The following is a 21445-nucleotide window of genomic DNA, read 5'->3' as shown; positions in this document are numbered from 1 at the left end:
GAACAGTGATGATGGAGCTTGAGTTGGTTTATTGGCACTGGTTAGTGCTGGGTATGTTGCTGGTGGGGTTTGAGATTTTTGTGCCCAGTTTTACAGTGCTATGGTTTGGTTTGGGTGCTGTTGTTGTGGCTGCTTTTTTGGCCTTAGTCCCCTCGTTAACGCTCGGTTGGCAATTGTTTATTTGGACTATTTTTTCGGTTGTTTTTGCAGCGGGCTGGTTTAAATTTTTGCGCCCCAAAATGATCGATCGTACTAAGGCGGGTATTACGCAAGAAGCGATTGCAGGTGAAACGGGAATGGTGATTAAAGCGCCCAGTGAAGCATCGCGTGGGCATGTACGTTTTACGACCCCTATTTTGGGTGATGATGAATGGGAGTTTATCTGTGAAGACCTTGTGATAGTCGGCGATAAAGTGATGATTAAAGAAGCCTCGGGTAATACGCTTGTGGTTAACAAAGTAACGTAATTTAAAAAAAGGAGTTAACAATGGAAGGACTTATTGTAGCGGCGGTATTTTTTGGGCTAGTGTTCTTAACGGTTGCGATGGGGGTTAAATTGGTGCCCCAAGGGTCTAAGTTTGTTGTGCAACGCCTTGGTAAGTTTCATAAAACATTAGGGCCGGGGTTAAATTTGGTGGTGCCATACATAGACCAAGTTGCCTATCGTGTTACCACGAAAGACATTGTGTTGGATATTCCCTCCCAAGAGGTGATTACGCAAGATAATGTAGTGATTATTGCTAATGCGGTTGCGTACATTAATATTGTGGCGCCAGAGCGTGCTGTGTATGGCGTGGAAGACTATGAGCTAGCCATTAGAACCCTGGTACAAACGTCGCTTAGGTCTATTGTGGGTGAAATGAAGTTGGATGATGCATTAACCTCTAGAGAATTAATTAAAGCACGTTTAAAAGAAGCTATTTCAGATGATATTTCAGACTGGGGGATTACGCTTAAAACCGTTGAAATTCAAGATATTACCCCATCTGGCACAATGCAAAATGCAATGGAAGAGCAAGCGGCTGCAGAAAGGCAACGTCGCGCAACGGTGACTCGGGCAGAAGGTGAAAAAGCCGCTGCCGTTTTGGAAGCGGAAGGTCGTTTAGATGCATCAAGACGAGATGCAGAGGCGCAAGTAGTATTGGCAGAAGCGAGTAAGTTGGCTATTACTAAAGTGGCTGAAGCGATTCAAGATAAGGAATTGCCGGTGATGTATATTCTGGGTGAGAAATATGTCGATGCAATACAAGATATGTCAAATTCAGATAACGCAAAAACCATTTTGCTACCGGCAGATTTGCCGGCAGCAATTAAAGGCATGTTGGGTGGGCGTTAAGGCTTATTGAATAACGCGAACTTTGCCCGAGGCGCTGCGAATCAGTTTGACGTGGTCGCCTTTTCTAAACATAACGTTTTCGTTAACTTCTTGTACAACGGATTGTACTTGGCCGTTATCGAGCTGAATGGTAATTTGCACGCCATTGGCCTTGTTATACATAGCCTCGGCTTTGTTGCCGACAATACCACCGACAACTGCGCCCGCCACGGCTGCGGCAGCACTGCCTCGACCGCTACCAACACTGCTGCCACCAATGCCGCCAATTAAACCACCGGCAATTTTACCGACGGCGTTGCCTTCTGAATCGATGGTGACTGGCTGAAGATCAAGGATGATGCCATTTGTGACGTGTAAGGTTTGATTAGCTTCACTACGGGTGTAGCCTTCGCTGGATGGGCCATATGGGTTGGGGCCAGCACAAGCGATTAATAGTAAAGATAAGGTGATTGGAAGTAGCAGCTTCATGATGTCTCCTTTTTTTTAAAGGCTGTTGTAAGTTGGAGTACAAAGATCTCTGGTTGGTTCATTTCTTTAAGAGCGTATTAAGGTTTAAGGTGCCTTCTTTTACAAAGGGTAAGCTGTACATAGAGGCAGGAATGTTAACGGTGCCATGGCTGACTTTACCGGTTAAACGAAAGTGTAAATCAGTCTTGTTAGTGCCAGAGAGTGTTTCTAGTTGTTTGATTACGCCCAATGTATTGCTGATGAGGGAGACCGTTAGGTAGGCTTCTTGATAAGGCAATATATTGACCGATTGGCTGCTGACCCCGTGCGCAAATTCTGATCCATTAATTTCTAATTGATAACTAAGCCCTTTAATGAAAAACGGGAAGTCGTTTGTATTTTGAATGCGTAAGGTTAATGCGTATTCTTGCTCTAGCAGTTGTGCGTTAACCAGTTGAATATTATTAAGGCTGATTTGCGGTGGTTGTGCATGATAGGTAATACCGGCGCAACCTGCCAAGGTTAGTAGAACTATAAATGGAACTAGAAGTTGGTGTGTAAGGAAACGCATGGTTATCTCCGTGGCGGGTTTTAATCTTATGCTAGGCAGAAGCTAAAAGAAAGGGTTAGAACAAAAGAGTATCTTGGCCTTCTTCCCAAGCTGGGTATTTGTTCATAATGCTAGTAAACAGTTCAGAAGAAAGATAGTGTTCAAACCAGCGCTGCAAATACGGGTAAGGGGTTTGCTTGAACCAATCAATGTCTACATGCGCAAACTGGCGAATAAAGGGAAAAATGCCAATGTCTGCAATCGAGGGTTCATCGTCCAGTAGAAAAGAATGCGCTGCTAATCGTTGATCTAAAAGGCTAAGAAAAGCCTCAGCTTGTGTACGGTAGTGCTCCGCTGAGAAGTCGGGAAATCGATCAGCATATTTATAGTGATCGAGGTGTTGTTTAAATTCATTATCATTCAGCGATACTAGGCGGTTAGCGTCTAAAACCCGCGCCGAAGAACCCCTTAGGGACTGGCTATCGTTTATTGATGTTGCCCAGTGCACAATTTCCCAGCTTTCATCAATGACTTCACCAGTGGGTAACTGAAGCACAGGCACAGTTCCTTTAGGTGAGATCGCTAACATGGCAGGTGGCTTGTTGCGCAAGACAACTTCACGCAAGGCCACTTTAATGCCAGCGTGCTTTATTGCTAAGCGGGCTCGCATGGCATAGGGGCAGCGACGAAATGAATATAAAATGGGCGTGTTGGCTGTAGAGGTCACGTTTAGTGGTGGTGGCCGCCTGCGCCATGAGCATGCCCGTGTGAAATTTCTTCTTGTGTGGCGGCTCGAACATCAACAATGTCAATGTCAAAGTGAAGCGTTTGCCCTGCTAGGGGGTGATTGGTGTCTACCTTAGCCATAAATTTCCCCACTTTTACGACGTTGACTTGGTGCTGACCTTTTTCAGTTTGCACGGTGGCAATCATGCCTGGACGCCATTTTTTAGCGCCCATTAAATGTTTGACTGGAACGCTTTGAATTGAATTATCTAGACGTTCGCCATAACCATCTTTTGGTTCAACACTGACGCTAAACTTATCACCTGCTTGTTTGCCTTCAAGTGCTAATTGAACACCACGAATCATGCCGCCATGACCTTGTAAATACGCGATGGGTTCTTGAGCCGAAGAGCGCTCAATAATTTCTTGTTCGTCATTTTTTAAGATGTAGTTAAATCGTACAACGGTGTCTTTAGTAATCTGCATGGTTAAAAGTTTGTGGTCAATAAATAACAATTTTAACATTCAAGTTTGCCTCACGGTGTAAACTTCATGGCATGAAAAAAATTGATCTTCATTCGCATACCCTTATTTCTGATGGGACATTAACCCCCAATGACTTGGTTGAACGGGCGAAAGCAAAGGGTGTTGAGATGTTAGCCATTACTGACCATGATACGGTAGATGCTTATGAGCAATTGTCGCCAGCCAGTTATGACGGCTTGAAGATTATTCCTGGTGTTGAACTGTCAACGCAATGGCGAGGGGTGGGTGTTCATGTTGTCGGTTTGAACTTAAGCCTCGATAGTGCATCGATTAAAGAAGGGGTCGCTCAGCAGGAAAAAGCACGGGCTGATCGAGCACAGATTATTGCCAAACGGTTAACTAAACTGGTTGGCCCCATCGATTTTAATCGGGTCAGTGAAATTGCTAACCATAGCCAGATTGGGCGGCCCCATTTTGCACAGCATCTTGTTGAACTCGGTGTGGTTAAGAATATCTCCACGGCGTTCAAGAAATACTTGGGAGATGGAAAGCCGGGCGATGTAAAACAATGCTGGGCAGAGTTACCGAACATTATCGGCTGGATAGTAAAGGCAGGCGGGGTGGCAGTATTAGCGCACCCACTGAAGTATAAAATGACATGGACTAAGCGGTCGGCGTTATTGGATGATTTTATTGCAGCAGGTGGTAGAGGGATGGAAGTTGTCTCTGGCCAGCAAAGCAAGCAAGAAACGGACAGATTGGCTAGGCTGTGTGTTGAAAAAGGCTTACTGGCTTCGTGTGGCTCGGATTTTCATCAATCGAGTCAGTGGAGTGATATTGGTGCAATGTCAGCATTTCCAACGGTATGCAAACCGATTTGGCTAGACTGGTAAGCGCTTAGTAACTGTTCAGTCGAAACTCGATTTTTTGCTTATAGGTGGAAAGAGAGTTGAATTTGCTAGCAGGAAATCGCCACGTTTGAATTGTTTTTAAGGCAGATCGGTCAAGGGCAGATGAGCCAGAGCTTTGAATAATAATTGCTCGGGTAACACGCCCATCATTAGCCACTGAAAGATCAAAAATAACCGAACCTTCAACGCCTCTTCGCCTTGCAACGCTTGGGTATTTTGGCTTAGGTTGATAGGTTGGCTGTGGCGACATAAAAAGGGCTGGTTTTTTAACTGGCGATGGCAGGGGAGAAGCGACCTTTTTGGGTGTTACTTTAGGCGTTGCAGCGGGTGCCTTTTTTTTGACCACTTTCTTGGGCTTTGGGCTTACTTTTTTTGCCGTAGCTGCCTTTGTGACAATTTTTTTCGGTGTTACTTTCTTTGGCTTAGGTTCAGGCGGTTTAATGGGTGTTGGCGGAGTGATTGGCGTTGGCACAGCCAAAGAAATACTTATTTTCTTAGTGGCAATGCTGTCAATATCATCGCTTGAAAAAATACCGGTTTGATAGGCAAGAGCCACAACAATGGCATGGGCTATAAACGAAATAAAGACAAATAGCAGCACTGACTTTGGCTTGTAAATAACCGACCCCCATGACTGTGCCACGCTACTCACGAATTATAATCAGGCTTTTTCAGGGTCCATTGATAAAGTGACTGTTTGAGTACTTGGTTTTGCAAGTCGCTTATCAATAACATTTTTTAGCGCAATAAGTAGGCCTAAACCAATAAAGGCTCCTGGCGGTAAAATAGCGAGCAAGAAGCCTTCGTAATCGCGAATGACATAAATGACCATGTCTTTAGCCGCGTCTCCAAACATTAAATGAGCGTTTGCAAATAAAGTTCCAGAGCCAAGAATTTCACGTGCGGCGCCTAGAATAACTAAAGCGGCAGTAAAGCCAAGCCCCATAGCTAAACCATCTACCACGGATGTACCAAGAGGGTTTTTGGATGCAAAGGCCTCTGCGCGGCCAATAATGGAACAATTGGTCACAATCAGTGGAATAAAGATGCCAAGTATGAGGTATAGCTCATAAAAGAAGGCGTTCATGAGCAGCTCAATGGCGGTGACAATGGAGGCAATAATGAGTACAAAAACGGGCAGCCTAATTTCGCTACCCACTTGTCGCCGAATAATAGACACAATAGCATTGGATAATACGAGGGTGAGGGTGGTTGCCAGCCCAAGCCCTAAACCGTTAATAACGGTATTACTCACTGCCAGCAAGGGGCATAGCCCTAGTAGAGCAACGAAGGCTTGGTTGTTATCCCAAAGACCATTTTTTAAAATTTGTTTGTAACTATCCATTGTCAGTTGCTTGGGTAATGGTTGTTAATGTTTCTTGATTGGCTTGATAATATTGTAAGGTTCTTAACACTGCTTTAACGACGGCTCTAGGTGTAATAGTAGCGCCAGTAAATTGGTCAAAACGACCTCCGTCCTTCTTAACCTGCCATAAACGGCTTACAGGGTTGTTTAATGAACGTCCATTAAAGCCGTAGATCCAATCACTCTTGTTGGTATCAATGGCATCGCCTAGCCCCGGTGTTTCGTGATGTGAGACCACGCGAACACCAATTAGTTCGCCATTCGCTCGAATAGCCACCAATAGTTTGATAGAGCCATTGTAGCCATCCGCTGCGGTCGGTGAAGCAATGATGGCCATCAGTTTGTTGTTTTTGATGGCTTTATAAATAGTGACTTCGTGTTTATTTCCAAAGGCACTTGGGTCTACGACTTGAAGTGTATCTGTTAGCAGATCGTTATCATGAAGCGTTTCAGGGACTAGTTCACGTAGGTTTTGTAAAATAAATAAGCGCTCATTATCTGCAATTTTTTCATGTGTTATCGAATAAGTGAGCGAGACAAGCCCAATGCCAATTAGCGAAAACAAGCCGAGCACCCAGCCAGACTTTAGAATTGATGTTTTATTATTAGCCATATTAGTGGTGCCCATAAACGCGTGGAGGCGTGTAATGGTCGATCAGTGGAACGGCCATATTAATAAGGATAACTGCAAAAGCAATGCCTTCGGGGTAACCACCCCATGTACGAATAATGTAAGTGAGTAAGCCAATTAAAACGCCATAAATAAAGCGGCCCTTTAAGGTCGCGGCAGCGGTAACCGGATCGGTAGCGATAAAGAAAGCACCGAGTATGGCGCCACCGCTAAGCAAGTGAAACAACGGTGATGGTGTCACGCTAGGTTCCAGTAGGTAGAAAGCAAAGCTGATGGTGAACAAGCCACTTAACAAACCGACAGGAATATGCCAGCTAATGATTTTTTTAAATACTAATAGAAGGCCGCCCACAAGGTAAGCAATAGACACCCATTGCCAGCCTTCACCGGACAGACTACCAAATATAGATGATGAGCGTATTTCACCGATGGTTTGATTCAGGCTGAGCTGCGTCTTCATTTCATCGAGTGGTGTTGCCGCGGTTATTGCGTCAATTAGTGCTTGTTTAGGTTGTTGATCTAGAATAATGGGTAGTAGATCAGTAAAGCTGCTATCGGCAGGTAGCATTGAATAGGGCAGCATCCAAACGGTCATGCTTTTTGGAAAAGAAACCATTAAGACGGCAAAGGCAACCATTGCTGGATTGAACGGGTTATAACCGAGCCCGCCGTATAAGTGTTTGGCAATAACAATAGCAATAAAAGCACCTATGCACGGAATCCACCATGGTGCGATGGTGGGTAAGGCAAGTGCTAAAAGTACGGCAGTTACTACGGCGCTTAGGTCAGACAGAAAAGGGAGTACAGGCCTGTTACGAAGGTTCAACATGACCGCCTCAGTGATAACGGCGGTGGAAACACAGATAATAATATTGCTTAAAACGCCTAGGCCAAATTGCCAAATCATCGTAATGATGCCCGGCACTAATGCAATAAGAACCCAGAGCATCATTTTCTGAATACTATTTTGCGGTTCAATAAAGGGCGCGTTAGAGGTTAAAAAATGCACAGTTTAGCCCTCGTCTGGTGTTGGTTTTTTCTTGGCTTTTGAGCGACTAACAGCAGCATCAATTTCTTCCTTAGCAGGTTTGTTTTTTAACGCTGCTTTCTTTTTGCGAGAACGTTCTGCGCGTTCTGCTTTCTCACGAGCGATACGTTCTTCTCTTGCTTCAAAGCGCTCACGGGCCACATTGGATAAATGCTTTTCATGCTTTTGTACTTTTAAGGCACTTTTTGCATATCGAAAATGCTGTACCAATGGAATATGGCTTGGGCACGCGACATCGCAACAGCCGCACTCAATACAATCAAATAAATTTAGTTTTTCAGCCTTTTCTAGCTGCTCAGAACGGCTATACCAATACAGCTGTTGTGGGAGTAGCGAAACCGGGCATACGCTGGCGCATAAGCCGCAGCGAATACAGGGCATGGCTTGTTTTTCGGTGACTACTTCTTGTTTGCTGGCAACTAGAATACAGTTGGTTGCTTTGATAATGGGGATATCGTCGTTTAACAACGCAAAGCCCATCATTGGGCCGCCCATAATTAAGCGTTCGGCAAATTTTGTGTAGCCATTGCAAATATCAATGAGTGCTTTAATAGGCGTGCCTAATCTAACCTCAAGGTTATGAGGCTTATTAACCCCTTCTCCGGTGACGGTGATAATTCTTGATGTTAGCGGTTTGCCTTCAATAACCGCCTGTTGAACTGCGTAAACAGTACCAACATTAATAGATACAATGCCAATGTCCGCAGGAATTTTGCCGCTGGGAACTTCTTTACCCGTTAGGGTTTGAATCAGTTGTTTTTCGCCACCTGTTGGGTAGATAGTGGGAATTTGAACGGCGCTAATAATGCTGTTTTGGTGCTCGGCTATGGTGCGTTGAACGGTCTTAAACGTGTCGGGTACATTGTCTTCAATAGCAAGAATCGCACGCTTTGCGCCGGTCATATGTAGCAGAATTTCAATGCCTTCTACGATGCGATCGGAGCGCTCTTTTAATAGCCGATCATCGCAGGAGATATAAGGTTCACACTCGGCACCGTTTAAAATTAAAGTGTCGATTTGGATAGCTTTGCTTTGCGTGTTAAGTTTGATCGCGGTAGGAAATGCGGCGCCACCTAGGCCAACAATCCCAGCTTCACGAATCAGTTGAACCAGTTTCTCAGCCGCTAACTGTTTGAAGTCAGCCTGAGGTGTTGGCGTTACTTCGGTATCGAGGCCATCAGTTTCTATTGTTATAGAGGGCGCAGAAAAACCAGAAGGGTGGGGGATTAGGTGGTCGGCAATGCTTACTACAGTGCCAGAGCTGCTGGCATGAATCGGTGCGCTGATCATGCCTTGCGCTTCGGCTATTTTTTGCCCACGTAGCACAGTGTCGCCAACGTTAACCAGCGGTTTTGCAGCATTACCAATGTGCTGGCCTAAAGGGTAAATTAAGTGCTTTGGTACAGGTGCTATTTCAATGGGTAAGTTGACCGACTCATTTTTATGGTCGGCAAGCGATGGTAGACCACCTTTAAATGACCATAGTTTCATGAGTTTTTCTCTTCAGAAGATTTAGGCTTTTCCCACTCCCAAAGGGACAAGGTTGTTGCCACAGGCTCCATTGTTATGCACTCAACAGGGCAAGGGGATACGCACAATTCACACCCCGTGCATTCTGCTTCGATAACGGTATGCATATGTTTGGGTGCACCTAGAATAGCGTCTACAGGGCAGGCTTGAATACAGAGTTTGCAACCAATACAGGTGTTTTCATCAATAACCGCCACTAAGTTTGCTTTCTCAACGCCGTTTTCTTCGTTGAGTGGTTTGGGTTCAACCCCTAATAAGTCTGCAAGGGCGATAATGCCTGCTTCGCCACCGGGTGGGCATTGATTGATGTCAGCATCACCATTGGCAATAGCTTGTGCGTATGGTCGGCAGCCAGGGAAGTTACATTGACCGCATTGAGTCTGTGGTAAGACAGCGTCAATTTTATCAACCAGTGGGTCACCTTCTACCTTAAAGCGAATAGCGGCATACCCAAGAAGGATACCAAGTGCGGCGAATAAAATAATGAGTATAAAAAAAGACATGAGTTAGAATTTAATCAAGCCTGAAAAGCCCATAAAGGCAACTGACATTAAGCCCGCAGTGATTAAAGCAATAGCATTACCTTTAAATGGCTCGGGCACGTCAGACACAGTAATGCGTTCTCGAATGGTGGAAAATAACACCAATACCAAAGAAAACCCTAAAGCGGCACCAAAGCCATATAAGCCAGACTCTATAAAATTATGCTCTTCTTGAACGCTTAATAAGGCGACGCCTAAGACAGCGCAATTAGTGGTAATAAGCGGCAGATAAATACCTAAAACCTGATGCAGTAAGGGGCTTGTTTTATGGACGATAGCTTCGGTCATTTGCACAACGACAGCAATAACAACAATAAAAGTAATGGTCCGCAAATATTCTAAGCCTAAAGGAGCCAGTAAATAATGATTAGCTAAATAACTGCAAATGGACGCTAGGGTAAGTACAAATGTTGTCGCAAATCCCATACCCATAGCAGTTTCCAGCTTGTTTGAAACACCCATAAAGGGGCACAAGCCGAGAAATTTCACCAACACAAAGTTGTTGACTAGTATGGTGCTGACTAAAATGAGTAGGTATTCAGACATAGGGTAAATAAAGGGTTTTGACTAGTATATAGCCATTAGTTCAAATCGTATGGTTGATTGTTAGCGCCTCATATAACCAGATAGAATGAAAATTGTATTTAATATTCAATTTAAGAATTATAGGGGCTTTTTATTAAATGCTCAACTTTTTGCACCATACTGGTTTTTATTTAATGCGCATTCCGGGTTTTGCGCCATTGTCTGGCGATAAGATCCATAATTCATCACCACCTGGACCTGCGGCTAGAACCATGCCTTCGGATACGCCAAAGCGCATTTTACGTGGTTTAAGATTAGCGACCATAACAGTGAGTCGGCCTTCAAGTTGCTCAGGCGTATAGGCAGATTTTAACCCTGCTAATACTTGCCGGCTTTCATCACCCAAACTTAGTGTTAAACGAAGTAATTTGTCAGCCTCTTCAACGTGCTCGGCTTTTTCAATAAGGGCAACGCGCAAATCAATATTAGCAAAATCGTCAAACTCGATAGTATTGGCTATCTTTTCAATTTTTTTAGTCGCTGGGCTTTTTGCGGCAGTAGGGGTTGAGAGTAAGTTTTCTTTCGATGCTTCAATTAAAGCGCTGAGCTTATCTGCGTCAACACGGGCCATCAAGGGTTTGAATTTATTGATGGTGTGAGCGGTTAGAGGCGATAACCCATCTGGCCAAGCAAACTCGCCGGCGTTGATAAATGTTTCAGCTTTAGCAACCATCGTTGGTACAACGGGTTTTAAGTAACTGGCAATAACATAAAATAAATTAATGCCGACACTGCAAATGTCGTGTAATTCAGCATCGCAATTGTCTTGCTTAGCAATGACCCATGGTTGTTTTTCGTCAATATACTGGTTGGCTTTATCGGCCAAGGCAGAAATGGCGCGCATGGCTTTGCCGTATTCGCGTGACTCGTACAGTTCAGCAATAGTGTGGTTTTCCTCAACAAATGATTGGAATAGCTCAGGCTCGGAGCACGTAGCGGATAATTCATTATTAAACCGTTTTTTAATAAAGCCACTGCAACGGCTCGCAATGTTTACCACTTTATTTACAAGGTCAGTATTGACGCGCTGGCTAAAGTCTTCGAAGTTAAGGTCGATATCTTCAACCCGGTTGCTCAATTTTGCTGCAAAGTAATAGCGTAAATATTCAGGGTTTAAGTGCTCTAAATAAGTGCGAGCTTTGATAAAGGTGCCGCGAGACTTTGACATTTTTTCACCATTAACGGTTAAAAAGCCATGAGAAAATATCGCGGTTGGGGTTCTAAACCCAGCACCTGTTAACATGGCTGGCCAAAATAAGGCATGAAAGTAGACAATGTCTTTGCCGATAAAGTGATAAAGCTCGGTGTTACTGTCTTTACCCCAGTACTCGTCAAAATCAAGTCCATTTTGGTCGCATAAATTCTTAAAGCTGCCCATGTAGCCAACCGGCGCATCAAGCCAAACATAAAAGAATTTGCCTGGTGCGTTAGGGATTTCAAAACCGAAGTAAGGCGCATCCCGAGAGATATCCCAATCTTGCAAGCCCACTTCAAACCATTCGTTTAGTTTGTTAGATACTTGTTCTTGTAGATGACCAGATTGAGTCCAGTCTTTTAACATGGCTTCAAATTCGCCCAGTTTAAAGAAAAAATGCTCTGACTCTTTATCAATGGGCCTTTCACCTGAAACAGCTGAAACAGGGTTAATTAAATCGGTAGGGGAATACGTTGCACTGCAGACTTCACAGTTATCACCGTACTGATCGGCGGCACCACATTTTGGGCATTCGCCTTTGATAAAACGATCAGGAAGAAACATTTCCTTAACCGGGTCATAAGCTTGGGTGATGGTTTTGCTGTGAATATGCTGCTTTTCATGTAAGCGGTTGTAGATCAGTTCGGCAAAGTCGCGTGTTTCGTCTGAATGGGTTGTATAAAAATTATCGAAACCAATATTAAAGTCTTGGAAGTCGGCGTTGTGCTGAGTCCATGTGTCTGCAATTAATTGCTCAGGTGTTATGCCTTCTTGTTGTGCCCTTAACATAATGGGTGTGCCGTGTGCATCATCGGCGCAAACATAATGACAGGTGTGTCCTCGCTGTTTTTGAAAACGCACCCAGATATCAGTTTGGATATATTCAACTAAATGGCCAATATGAATAGGGCCGTTAGCGTAAGGTAAAGCACTGGTAACAAGAATTTTTCTTATTTCGTTTGACATAAATAAAGGTGATAGTGTTGAGCAAGTAAGCCTAACAATAAATGGTGTTGTATAGGCGTTGGTTTATTTGGCTGTATTGTCCCATAAAATAAGCACAATGCCTTCGGCATTGTGCTTATTCTTTACACGGTATGTTTTAAGTTTATGAAAAAAGTTGTCCGGTTTGTGAATTTAAAATGACGTTATTTAAAAACGCAGTTTTTTGCAAAATCAGATGTTTGGTTAGCGGTCCAATCAGCTTTAGATTTTTCTTTCATGTCTGTGCACCAAGCGTCACTTCCAACTTCTGGCGTGCATGCTGTAAGGGTTAATAATGTGATAACAAGGGCGCTAAGGGCGCTTTTTTTAATGATGCTCATGGATGTCCTTAAAAGTATTGATGTTAGACGTGTTGTGAAAACGAGATACGGAGATGCTACTAAAATTAGTCGCGTAGGTGTTAATAATTTTATTAACCCTTGTCGATGATGTGAGGCTGGCTTATAAATGGTTGCTTGGTTTGCGCTTTTAGTCGGTGCCTAAAATTCGCAAAAGTTGCGAATAAACGTATAGAATAGAGTGTTTTATTGCAGGGCTATTTGGAGCACAAATGAGTGAATTGTCAGTAACAGGTATAGAGCAGCACCTAAAAGAATTTATTGACCCGTTAACGGGTAACAGTATCGTGTCTAATAAGGCGTTGAAAAACTTAACACTGGTCAATGGTGAGCTTCGAGTTGAGCTCATATTGGGGTACCCAGCTGCGGGCGTTAAAGAGCAGTTAGAGGCTGAGGTTGCGGCGCATCTTCAGCAGCTCGATGGCATTAACAGCGTTGAGGTAACGATTAGCTGGATCATCAAACCACACGCTGTTCAAAAGGGCGTTAAATTAATGAATGGTGTAAAGAATATGGTGGCTGTGGCTTCTGGAAAAGGAGGGGTCGGCAAATCAACAACATCGGTTAATTTAGCGTTGGCGCTTGTTGCAGAAGGTGCACGTGTCGGCATTCTTGATGCGGATATTTATGGCCCAAGTCAACCGACCATGTTAGGTATTAGTGGTCGCCCTAGTTCGCCAGATGGCCGAACCATACAGCCAATGGAAAGCCATGGTCTGCAAGTGATGTCAGTTGGTTTTTTAGTTGACGAAGATACACCGATGATTTTGCGTGGGCCGATGGTTACGCAAGCCTTAGGTCAATTGTTAAATGATACAAATTGGGATGATCTTGACTATTTAATTATTGATATGCCACCGGGAACCGGCGATATCCATTTAACCTTGGCACAAACTGTTCCTGTAACCGGTTCTGTCGTGGTGACAACACCGCAAGATATCGCCTTGATTGATGCTAAGAAAGGCCTAAAAATGTTTGAAAAAGTGGATATTCCAGTGCTCGGAATCATTGAAAATATGAGTCTGCATATCTGTTCAAACTGCCAACACGAAGAAGCAATTTTCGGGCAAGGCGGTGGCGAGGCGATGGCGCAACAATATGGTGTTGAATTTTTGGGAGCGCTGCCGTTGGATATCTCTATTCGAACCAGCACAGATACTGGAACCCCCACCGTTGCGTTAGACCCGGACAGCCAAATTTCTGTGATTTATAGAAAAATGGCTAGGAAACTGGCCGCATCATTGTCAGTAAAAGCAAAAGACTTTAGTGGCAAAATTCCAAACATTGTTATTAATTAATTAGGTTCGCTATGGGTATTAAATCAGACAGCTGGATTCGCCGTATGGCGAATGAAAAAGGGATGATCGAGCCTTTTGAGTCGCATCAGGTGAGACACTCAGATGAGGGGCGGGTTATTTCTTATGGTACATCGAGTTATGGTTACGATATTCGATGTTCTGATGAGTTTAAAATTTTCACGAATATTAATTCGGCAGTGGTTGACCCTAAAAATTTCGATGAAAATAGCTTTGTTGATATTAAGTCGGATGTTTGCATTATTCCACCTAATTCATTTGCCTTGGCAAGAACGGTTGAATACCTAAGGATCCCACGGGATGTATTGACAATTTGCTTGGGTAAATCAACATATGCGCGTTGCGGCATTATCGTTAATGTCACCCCATTGGAGCCAGAGTGGGAAGGGCATGTTACTTTGGAATTTTCGAATACCACACCTTTGCCAGCCAAAATTTATGCTAATGAAGGCGTCGCGCAAATATTGTTTTTAGGTGCCGACGAAATATGTGAAACATCATATGGCGATCGCGGTGGTAAGTATCAAGGACAAACTGGCGTTACATTACCTAAAGCTTAACGAGGCGTTGTGTTGCTAATTGTCAAAATGGGCACTTAGCAGGCGCATTTCAAAAGTCCCATAGGTTTTTTTACGCTGTAAAAGAATGGGGAGGTTATGTAATTCCTTTGCGCACCAATAATAGGTAATCAAGGGTTTATCGTCTTTTTTACGCGCAAGTTTAATGGTCTGGTATTGTTTTCCGGCTACTTTAATTTGCTCGTTGCCTAGTTGAGTAAAGGAGTAGGTTTTTAATTTTCCACCATCGGCAACTTGGTAGCTCAACGACTTTTCGGCCGGGTTTTTTAAGTCCTGCATTAGGGCTAATTGTAAAAGCGCTTTATCTAAGACGCCGTTGCTTAGCGTTAGCCTCCAATCGTGCCCTTTTGACGAATTTGTAAGTGTTTTTGTCTGCCAATCAAAGTGCAATTTTATGTTTTTCTTGTCATCGCCAAGAGTTTGTTGGTATTCGTAGGATAAAGGCTTTACTTGCTGTTCAGTGAGCTCAAATCGACTGCTTTCAAGTACGATATCGTCACGTACGAAGGCAAGCAAGCCGCTTGTTTCAGTGGATGAGAGAAGCTGATATTGGCCATTGGCTAACATTTTAACGTTTAATGAAACATGGCCAATTTCAATATTATTATGGCTTAGTTTGTACTCGGCTTTAAAGGTGGGAAGGGTTTGGTCAGCTGCAAAAGTATGAGTAGATAATAAACTAAAAAAAACGACGACAATAAATAGGCTGTTTTTTTTTAGTAATATATTCATCTGCTTACATTACATGTAATCCATGACGACTGGGCCGCTCATTTTTTTTCCATCCATATAGACTTCGTTGCCTTTTAGTTCAATTCGTCCCTCGGCAAGCCAGCTAATGGCGGTTGGGTAAATAAGGTGTTCCTTCGTTTTAATTCGAAGCTCAAGGCTCTCGGGGCTGTCGTTGGGAAGAACCGGTAAGCGTGCTTGCAAAACCACAGGGCCGCCATCGAGCTCAGTATTAACAAAGTGTACGCTGCTACCGTGAAGTGGCTCGCCATCGTCCATAACCCGTTGGTGTGTGTGCATGCCTTTGTATTTTGGCAGCAAAGAGGGGTGAATATTGATGAGTCTGCCGTAATAATGGTTCACAAAGTCATCGCTAAGAATGCGCATGAACCCAGCTAAAACCACTAAATCAGGTTTGTATTCATCAATTTGTTGCTGCAAGTCTTGATCGAAGGCTTCACGTGATGAATAAGTGGTGTGATCTAAAACATGGGTTGGAATACTGGCTTCTTTGGCACGGTTAAGTCCCATAACCCCGGGCTTGTTACTGATAACCGCCGAAATAGTGGCGGGTAGGCCAGTATCTATAATCGATTGGAGCGTTGTGCCAGAGCCCGATAGTAAAACGACAATACGATAGTCGGAGTTCATTATGATTAAAGGTAGTTAACCTTGGGTTCGCCCTCGGCTTGGGCAATATCGCCGATGATGAATGCAGACTCTCCGCTTGATTCAAGTTGAGCGAGAACAGCGTCTACATTGTCTTTTGCGACGCAAAGGACCATGCCGATGCCGCAATTAAAAGTTTTAAGCATTTCCTCATCGCTAATATTGCCTTCTTCTTGAAGCCAATCGAACAACGCGAGAGTTGGCCAGCTACCTAGTTTTACATTGGCTACTGTATTGTCAGGTAAGACGCGGGGCAAGTTCTCGGTGATGCCGCCACCGGTAATATGAGCGATGGCATGAATGGGTTGTTTGCTAATTAAATCAAGTAGGGTCTTAACGTAAATACGCGTTGGTTCGAGTAAAACATCGGTAAGAGGTTTGTTGTCCAATGTTTGATTTAGGTCGTCTTGTAGTTCGATTACTTTGCGAATTAATGAGTAGCCATTTGAATGTGCGCCTGATGAGGCAAGGCCAATTAATATATCGCCAACGGCAACCTCAGTGCCATCAATGATGTTGTCTTTTTCAGCAATACCAACACTAAAGCCTGCTAAGTCGTAATCTTCGCCATGATACATTCCGGGCATTTCGGCGGTTTCACCGCCAACCAGTGCGGCACCGGCCAATTCACAACCCTTTCCAATGCCTGCAATTACGTCACTGGCCACGTCTACATTGAGTTTGCCTGTTGCGTAATAGTCGAGAAAGAATAAAGGTTCAGCGCCGGTTACGATGATGTCATTGACGCACATGGCAACAAGGTCTATGCCGATCGTGTCATGCTTGTTCAGCATCATAGCCAATTTAAGTTTTGTTCCAACACCATCGGTGCCGGAGACAAGCACGGGCTTTTTATAACGATCGAGTGGTAGCTCAAATAAAGAGCCAAAGCCGCCCAGCCCTGACAGGACGCCTGCGCGCTGGGTTCGTTTAGCAATAGGCTTTATTCGTTCGACGAGTTGTGTGCCGGCATCAATATCAACACCTGCGTCTTTATAGCTTAGGCTATTCTTTGAATCGTTCAAAATAAACTGTATTCGGTCATAAAAAGTTAGATTATATCAGTTGAGTTAATTGTTGGCAGTAATAGGGCTAACTATATTATGCTATAGCTTATTATTAATTAAGGTTGTGTGGGCGTAATGATGCGTTTTTTAGTGAGTATTTTATTGTTACTGTTATCTGTGCCGGCATATGCGGTGCAGCTAGAGGGCCTATACACGGCGCAAGTAGCAGTTGATGACCAGTCTCAGTCTGTGCGTAATCAGGCCATTAAACAGGCGCTTCATACAGTAGTACGTAAAGTCTCTGGCCGTCGTAGTACATTGAATAATTCGCCGTTACTGGAAGCCTTATCGAATGTTGGCTCCTATGTAGAGCAGTTCCAGTATAAAAAAAGAGATCAAGATAACGGATATTGGTTGATCGTTAGGTTTCAAAAAACTGCATTAGATCGAACTTTGCAACAGTTTGATGTGCCTGTTTGGGGCGCTAATAGGCCGGATGTGTTGTTATGGTTAGCAGTGGATGATGGTAATGATCGTTATATACTCAATAGCAGCACAGGCAAAGAATTGGCTGATGCGCTGAAACAAGAGTCGTTAGATGCTGGCTTAGCAGTGACCCTACCTTTGTTAGATTTGGAAGATCAAAGAGCCGTTAGTTTTAACGATATAAGGGCAGGTTTTTCAGAGCAGATAGCGCTCGCTTCTCAACGTTATAGTACAAATCAGGTAATCTTTGCTCGGTTGTTAAAAACCAACGGGATATGGCAGCTTAACTGGACTTGGCTAAGTGAAGGTCGGCAATACGATGGGGTGGAAAAATCCTCCGGTGTTAGTACTGTTTTTCAGCCGGTATTTATTGAAATGACAGAAAAGCTAGCAGATATTTACGCTCCGATGGGTATTGTCAGCTTGGAAAAAAAGCTGACAATTGAGCTGATTGGAGTTGATGACCTGCTGGCATTTACTCGCGCTACAGGCTATTTATCATCACTTGATATGGTAAAAAAATTAAGCTGGGAGCAATTACAGGGAAATAAGGTGGTGCTGAACCTAGTTATCACAGGTGATGAGTCGGTATTGATACAGACCATTGCATTGAACGATGTTTTGTCACTGGGTAGTTCTCAAAGACTAGTTGCCCCGGTTAGTGCCGATATCAATAGCTTGCCTGCTCAACCATTGGAAAAAGTTCTTTACTACCGAGTCAACTAAATGAATAGGCGCGATATTCCTAACCTGATCAGTGTCATTAGGATTGTATTAGTTTTACCAATCATCTATTTGTTATGGAACAAGCAGTATCAGATGACCTTGGCGCTTTTTATTATTGCTGGGTTGTCAGATGCATTAGATGGTTTTTTAGCCAAGCGATATGACTGGACGAGCCAGTTGGGGTCTTTTCTAGACCCATTAGCTGATAAGTTGCTATTGGTGTCCTGCTTTTTAGTATGCGTCTTAACAGGCTTAATGCCTGCTTGGCTATTTATTGTGATTTTGTTGCGTGACGTCATTGTGTCTTTTGGCGCTCTAGCGTATCACTTGATGATTGAGACGTTTCAAGGCACGCCACCATTTTCTAGTAAGTTAAATACGACATTTCAGATCGTTTATTTGGTGTTGTTAATAGCCAGCCAAGGCATCGTGCCTATACCGCACAGTTGGATTGAGTTTGCGCTTTATTCGGTTGCTGCAACTACTGTCATTAGTGGTTTGGAGTATGTTTGGAGCTGGGGGTTTAAAGCATGGGAAGCGAAGGTTCGGGAGTAGTATGAAAAACGATAACACTAAGTACTATTTAGTTGCCATTGCCTTTATTGGTCTGGCTTACGTGTTATTGCCCATTTTAATGCCATTTGTTTGTGCGGCATTATTAGCCTACTTAGGTGACCCACTGGCAACGTGGCTGGAAAAACATAAGTGGCAGCGATCATGGGCGGTCAGCTTGGTGTTTGTTGTAATCTTTACTCTTTTGGCAGGCGTGGCCATCGTGCTTGTGCCGCTGATAGAGCAACAGTTTGCTAGTTTGGTTGAAAAAGTACCGGCTATTATCAGTTGGGTAAAAGAAACGGTGCTGCCGTGGCTGCAAGTTCGTTTAAATCACTATGGCTCCGTGAATGTAGATGAAATTCAACAGACTCTGCAAGACAATATTGGCAGTGCTGGTAGTGTCGTGGCAAGCATCTTGAGCTCTGTCAGCTCGTCTGGAATGGCTTTCTTGTCGGCGCTGACTAATCTGCTGTTGATTCCACTCGTCACGTTTTACTTTTTACGCGATTGGAATGCGATATTAGAACGCATTCAACATTCGTTTCCACGTCGGCTAGAAGATAAGTTAACGGGTATTGCGCACGAAGTTGATGCTGTTCTTGGCGCTTTTTTCAAGGGACAACTTTTAGTAATGGCTAGCCAGTCAGTTATTTACTATATTGGATTAAGTCTAGTGGGGCTGGAGTTTTCCTTGTTAATCAGCTTAATTATCGGGCTGGTCAGTTTTGTGCCTTATCTAGGTTTGATTGTGGGGCTTGTATTGGCCTGCGCTACGTCTGTTTTTCAGTTGCATGATGTCAGTGGTGTTTTGCCAATCTTAGTAGTGTTTGCAGTAGCACAAGTTTTAGAAAGCTTCGTGTTAACCCCTGTGTTGGTCGGCGATAAGATCGGTTTGCATCCGGTAACGGTCATATTTTCGGTGATGGTTGGTGGTCAGTTTTTTGGAGTGACCGGGGTCTTATTGGCTTTGCCGGTGGCGGCGGTTTTATTTGTACTATTGAGACACGTCAATGATCAATATAAAAGCAGTGAGTTATACAAGCAAACATAAAAAAAGGCACCGATTCGGTGCCTTTTTATAATTATGTCTCGTGACTATAGGTTTTGTGCAACAAAATCCCAGTTCACTAATGCCCAAAATTTATCCATGTAGGCAGGGCGAGCGTTACGACAGTCGATGTAGTAAGCGTGCTCCCATACGTCACAAGTTAATAATGGTGTTTGGCCAGCGGTTAACGGTGTGCCCGCATTGCTGGTTTGAACGATTTCAAGTTTGCCATCAGCATTTTTAACCAACCAGCACCAGCCAGCGCCAAATAAATTAACAGACTTGTCTGTAAACTCTGCTTTAAATGCGTCAACAGAACCGTATGCTTCATTGATGGCAGCCAATAAATCACCTGTTGGCTCAGTGCTGTTTGGCGTTAAACAGTTCCAATAAAATGTGTGGTTCCAGATTTGTGCTGCATTATTAAAAATAGGGCCAGAAGAGTTTTTGACAATCTCTTCAAGACTTGCGTTCTCAAACTCTGTTCCAGGGATTAAACCATTTAATTTAGTAACATAGGTTGCGTGATGTTTACCGTGGTGAAACTCTAGTGTTTCTTGAGAGATATGAGGTTCCAGTGCGTCAATTGCATAAGGAAGAGCGGGTAATTCATGTGCCATGATAATTGCCTTTGTAGTTAAGTGATGCGCTAAGCGCGTTAAAAAGTACGTACATCACAATAGTAAAGTTTATGATATAAATCAATATTAAATGAGACTTACCGTTATTTTTTTGCAAAAAGCAAAAGGGCTGGTAAACCAGCCCTTTTGGTAAGCGTTTTAAATGACGTTACTTGTCGTCGCTTGTATTGTGTACGTGGATGTCTTGTTGTGGGTAAGGAATGCTAATGCCTTCGCTATCAAAGCGTAATTTGATGCTTTCGAGTAAGTCGAAATGCACACCCCAATAATCAGCAGAGTTGACCCAAGGGCGTACGGCGAAGTTTACGCTGCTATCGCCTAATTCGAGTAGGCCAATGGTTGGAGCGGGGTCTTTTAAGATGCGTGTTTCATTTTGCATGAGTTCGTCTAATACGGATTTTGCTTTCTTAATATCATCATCATAACCAATGCCAATAACTAAATCTAAACGTCGTGTTGGCTTGGTTGAGTAGTTAACAATATTTCCGCCCATTAAGCTGCCGTTAGGAATGATAATGGTTTTATTATCGCCAGTACGCATCACGGTATTGAAAATATGAACTTCTTCGATGATACCTGAAGCGCCAGCACCTTCAATAAAATCGCCTTTTTTGAAGGGACGAAAAATAATCATTAATACGCCAGCGGCAAAGTTTGCTAATGAGCCTTGAAGGGCTAAACCAATCGCTAAACCAGCAGCACCAATGATGGCAATAAAGGAAGTGGTTTGTATGCCCAGTTGCCCCAGTGAGGCAATGATGACGAAAGCCAGTAGAGCGGTATAAATAATGTTAGTAGTGAATGAAATAAGGATCGGGTCTGAGCCGCCTTTTTTCATTGCTTTAATGACGCCGGACTTAATCGACTTAGCAATCATCTTACCAATAATAAATATTGCGAGTGCAGCGATGATTTTAAGCCCGTATACGGTGAGTAGCTCTTGAACTTGAAGAAGGGTTTCTTCGGATAATACGTTTTCCATTTTATACCTCGG

General features: G+C 43.6%; 26 protein-coding genes. 8 read left to right on the top strand and 18 right to left on the bottom strand.

What is annotated here, in order from left to right:
- Positions 1–8 precede the first annotated feature (8 nt).
- Both CPC19_RS00770 and CPC19_RS00765 read left to right on the top strand, forming a co-directional pair.
- Entirely contained in the window at positions 9–467 is a 459-nt protein-coding gene (locus CPC19_RS00770; protein ID WP_236610529.1) for an NfeD family protein, read from the top strand.
- A gap of 20 nt (positions 468–487) precedes the next feature.
- A complete protein-coding gene (locus CPC19_RS00765; protein ID WP_015004956.1) occupies positions 488–1336 on the top strand; it encodes an SPFH domain-containing protein in 849 nt (282 codons plus the stop codon).
- Between the two features lie 3 nt (positions 1337–1339).
- Here the strand turns inward: CPC19_RS00765 and CPC19_RS00760 are convergent, their stop codons facing one another.
- Genes CPC19_RS00760 through CPC19_RS00745 form a run of 4 tightly spaced genes read right to left on the bottom strand, consistent with a single transcriptional unit; the run spans position 1340 to position 3584 of the window.
- On the bottom strand, positions 1340–1804 hold the full coding sequence (locus CPC19_RS00760; RefSeq protein ID WP_016390353.1) for a glycine zipper 2TM domain-containing protein: 465 nt from the start codon (positions 1802–1804) through the stop codon (positions 1340–1342).
- A 58-nt stretch (positions 1805–1862) separates the two neighbouring features.
- Positions 1863–2354, bottom strand: coding sequence for an LEA type 2 family protein (locus CPC19_RS00755; protein ID WP_015004958.1), 492 nt, complete (start codon positions 2352–2354; stop codon positions 1863–1865).
- Positions 2355–2409: 55 nt separating this feature from the next.
- Entirely contained in the window at positions 2410–3060 is a 651-nt protein-coding gene (locus CPC19_RS00750; RefSeq protein WP_016390354.1) for a glutathione S-transferase, read from the bottom strand.
- Positions 3061–3062: 2 nt separating this feature from the next.
- Entirely contained in the window at positions 3063–3584 is a 522-nt protein-coding gene (locus tag CPC19_RS00745; RefSeq protein ID WP_016390355.1) for a peptidylprolyl isomerase, read from the bottom strand.
- A 32-nt stretch (positions 3585–3616) separates the two neighbouring features.
- Between CPC19_RS00745 and CPC19_RS00740 the strand changes: the two genes are divergently transcribed.
- Positions 3617–4438: a PHP domain-containing protein gene (locus CPC19_RS00740; RefSeq protein WP_016390356.1), complete on the top strand. Its 822-nt coding sequence runs from the start codon at positions 3617–3619 to the stop codon at positions 4436–4438.
- Positions 4439–4442: 4 nt separating this feature from the next.
- Here CPC19_RS00740 and CPC19_RS00735 read toward each other — a convergent pair whose 3' ends face one another.
- The 9 genes from CPC19_RS00735 to CPC19_RS00695 form a co-directional block, all read right to left on the bottom strand.
- Positions 4443–5099 (bottom strand): energy transducer TonB, encoded by a 657-nt coding sequence (locus tag CPC19_RS00735; protein ID WP_223253206.1) that lies wholly within the window; start codon positions 5097–5099, stop codon positions 4443–4445.
- 18 nt (positions 5100–5117) lie between these two features.
- Complete coding sequence (locus tag CPC19_RS00730) at positions 5118–5801, bottom strand: electron transport complex subunit E (RefSeq protein ID WP_015004963.1); 684 nt, start codon at positions 5799–5801, stop codon at positions 5118–5120.
- Entirely contained in the window at positions 5794–6435 is a 642-nt protein-coding gene (gene rsxG, locus CPC19_RS00725) for an electron transport complex subunit RsxG (protein ID WP_035850695.1), read from the bottom strand. Before rsxG ends, CPC19_RS00730 begins: the two co-directional genes overlap by 8 nt.
- Position 6436: 1 nt before the next feature.
- Positions 6437–7462: an electron transport complex subunit RsxD gene (gene rsxD, locus CPC19_RS00720; protein ID WP_015004965.1), complete on the bottom strand. Its 1026-nt coding sequence runs from the start codon at positions 7460–7462 to the stop codon at positions 6437–6439.
- Between the two features lie 3 nt (positions 7463–7465).
- Entirely contained in the window at positions 7466–8992 is a 1527-nt protein-coding gene (gene rsxC, locus CPC19_RS00715) for an electron transport complex subunit RsxC (protein ID WP_016390359.1), read from the bottom strand.
- Positions 8989–9534 carry an electron transport complex subunit RsxB gene (rsxB, locus tag CPC19_RS00710; protein ID WP_015004967.1) on the bottom strand — a complete coding sequence of 182 codons (546 nt, stop codon included), beginning with the start codon at positions 9532–9534 and terminating at the stop codon, positions 8989–8991. The genes rsxC and rsxB overlap by 4 nt, the downstream gene beginning before the upstream one ends.
- A 3-nt stretch (positions 9535–9537) precedes the next feature.
- The gene (rsxA, locus tag CPC19_RS00705) at positions 9538–10119 is read right to left on the bottom strand and encodes an electron transport complex subunit RsxA (protein WP_016390360.1); all 582 of its coding nucleotides are present in this window, start codon (positions 10117–10119) and stop codon (positions 9538–9540) included.
- A 166-nt stretch (positions 10120–10285) separates the two neighbouring features.
- Positions 10286–12319, bottom strand: a complete 2034-nt coding sequence (metG, locus tag CPC19_RS00700; protein ID WP_016390361.1) for a methionine--tRNA ligase — start codon at positions 12317–12319, stop codon at positions 10286–10288.
- 182 nt (positions 12320–12501) lie between these two features.
- Positions 12502–12678, bottom strand: a complete 177-nt coding sequence (locus tag CPC19_RS00695) for a DUF3012 domain-containing protein (protein WP_016390362.1) — start codon at positions 12676–12678, stop codon at positions 12502–12504.
- Between the two features lie 230 nt (positions 12679–12908).
- On the opposite strand from CPC19_RS00695, the gene apbC reads away from it, so the two are divergent.
- Both apbC and dcd read left to right on the top strand, forming a co-directional pair.
- On the top strand, positions 12909–13994 hold the full coding sequence (apbC, locus tag CPC19_RS00690; protein WP_016390363.1) for an iron-sulfur cluster carrier protein ApbC: 1086 nt from the start codon (positions 12909–12911) through the stop codon (positions 13992–13994).
- A gap of 11 nt (positions 13995–14005) precedes the next feature.
- Positions 14006–14572 (top strand): dCTP deaminase, encoded by a 567-nt coding sequence (gene dcd, locus CPC19_RS00685; protein ID WP_015004971.1) that lies wholly within the window; start codon positions 14006–14008, stop codon positions 14570–14572.
- Positions 14573–14587: 15 nt separating this feature from the next.
- Here the strand turns inward: dcd and CPC19_RS00680 are convergent, their stop codons facing one another.
- Genes CPC19_RS00680 through purM form a run of 3 tightly spaced genes read right to left on the bottom strand, consistent with a single transcriptional unit; the run spans position 14588 to position 17013 of the window.
- Complete coding sequence (locus tag CPC19_RS00680; RefSeq protein ID WP_016390364.1) at positions 14588–15322, bottom strand: DUF3108 domain-containing protein; 735 nt, start codon at positions 15320–15322, stop codon at positions 14588–14590.
- 9 nt (positions 15323–15331) lie between these two features.
- Positions 15332–15970, bottom strand: coding sequence for a phosphoribosylglycinamide formyltransferase (gene purN / locus CPC19_RS00675; protein WP_016390365.1), 639 nt, complete (start codon positions 15968–15970; stop codon positions 15332–15334).
- Between the two features lie 5 nt (positions 15971–15975).
- The gene (purM, locus tag CPC19_RS00670; RefSeq protein WP_016390366.1) at positions 15976–17013 is read right to left on the bottom strand and encodes a phosphoribosylformylglycinamidine cyclo-ligase; all 1038 of its coding nucleotides are present in this window, start codon (positions 17011–17013) and stop codon (positions 15976–15978) included.
- Between the two features lie 117 nt (positions 17014–17130).
- Between purM and CPC19_RS00665 the strand changes: the two genes are divergently transcribed.
- Genes CPC19_RS00665 through CPC19_RS00655 form a run of 3 tightly spaced genes read left to right on the top strand, consistent with a single transcriptional unit; the run spans position 17131 to position 19813 of the window.
- Complete coding sequence (locus CPC19_RS00665; protein WP_016390367.1) at positions 17131–18207, top strand: DUF2066 domain-containing protein; 1077 nt, start codon at positions 17131–17133, stop codon at positions 18205–18207.
- A complete protein-coding gene (locus CPC19_RS00660; RefSeq protein WP_020931848.1) occupies positions 18208–18762 on the top strand; it encodes a CDP-alcohol phosphatidyltransferase family protein in 555 nt (184 codons plus the stop codon). It abuts the gene before it with no gap.
- Position 18763: 1 nt separating this feature from the next.
- Positions 18764–19813 (top strand): AI-2E family transporter, encoded by a 1050-nt coding sequence (locus CPC19_RS00655; RefSeq protein WP_016390368.1) that lies wholly within the window; start codon positions 18764–18766, stop codon positions 19811–19813.
- A gap of 44 nt (positions 19814–19857) precedes the next feature.
- Here the strand turns inward: CPC19_RS00655 and CPC19_RS00650 are convergent, their stop codons facing one another.
- Positions 19858–20430 carry a superoxide dismutase gene (locus CPC19_RS00650; protein ID WP_015004978.1) on the bottom strand — a complete coding sequence of 191 codons (573 nt, stop codon included), beginning with the start codon at positions 20428–20430 and terminating at the stop codon, positions 19858–19860.
- A 169-nt stretch (positions 20431–20599) separates the two neighbouring features.
- Positions 20600–21433, bottom strand: coding sequence for a mechanosensitive ion channel domain-containing protein (locus CPC19_RS00645; protein WP_016390369.1), 834 nt, complete (start codon positions 21431–21433; stop codon positions 20600–20602).
- Positions 21434–21445: the final 12 nt, after the last annotated feature.

Source organism: Cycloclasticus sp. PY97N (assembly GCF_002443175.1).
Taxonomy (GTDB): Bacteria; Pseudomonadota; Gammaproteobacteria; order Methylococcales; family Cycloclasticaceae; genus Cycloclasticus; species Cycloclasticus pugetii.
This window is presented reverse-complemented; position numbering and strand designations above follow the sequence as displayed.